Source organism: Falsiroseomonas oryzae (genome assembly GCF_027856955.1).
Taxonomy (GTDB): domain Bacteria; phylum Pseudomonadota; class Alphaproteobacteria; order Acetobacterales; family Acetobacteraceae; genus Falsiroseomonas; species Falsiroseomonas oryzae.
The window spans coordinates 1-797 of sequence record NZ_JAPSMD010000928.1 but is presented as its reverse complement, the minus strand read 5'-3'; the positions used below and the strand labels follow the sequence as shown (position 1 = coordinate 797).

The 797-nt window shown below is 75.8% G+C and carries 1 protein-coding gene; it reads right to left on the bottom strand.

Annotated elements, in window-relative coordinates:
* A partial coding sequence (gene icmH / locus OZN99_RS32745; protein ID WP_270939349.1) for a type IVB secretion system protein IcmH/DotU occupies positions 1-797 on the bottom strand: 797 nt, incomplete at both ends.

Here is a 797-nt window from a genome sequence, read left to right as displayed (position 1 = left end):
CGGCGCGACGCGCGCGATCTGCGGCATGGCGGCGGGCGGCGCGGCCTGGGCGCGCGCCAGCAGGCCGTCGGTGTCGGATTCGATGCCGCCCGACAGCCAGAGGAACAGCCCGCCCAGCACCGCGGCAACCGCGCTGCCCATCACCCACACCGGCACGCGCGCCCGCGCCGGCCGGTAGGGCGCTGCCACGCCGCGCCAGCGCGGCGACAGCGCCGGGTCGGGGGTCGTGCTGCGCTGGCGCATGATGATGGCGTGCAGCTCCTCCCGCACGCGGTCCAGCTCCGCAGGGCCGCGCGGCGAGAGGCGGTAGCGGCCCTGGAAGCCGAGGGCGAGGCAGAGATACATCAGTTCCAGCACCTGCAGGTTGGTGCCGGGCGCCTGCTGGACCTGCTGCAGCACCTGGAAGAAGCGCTCGCCGGCATGCACCTGCTGGTGGAAGGTGCTGCCGAGCGAGCGGCTGGCCCAGGCGCCCTGGCTGCCCCAGGGCGTGTTGAGCACCACGTCGTCCAGCGCGGCGCAGAGCGCGTAATGGGCGGGGCGCAGCTGCTCCATCGGGATGTTGGCGGCGCGCGCCTCCTGCTCGAAGCGGCGCATGGCGGCGACGGCGCGTTCGCGCAGCTCGCCGGGATCGGGCTGGCTGACGGTGTTGCGCAGCCGGCCCATCAGCTGCAGCAGCGGCTGCGCGGCGGCGAGCAGCGGCGCGTCGCCAAGATGCGGCAGCGCGATAGTGGCGTCGATCACCGCGGCCGCGGCGGCAGGCGCGGCGGGCGGTTGCGTCTGCGCGCCGAAGCCGCCCG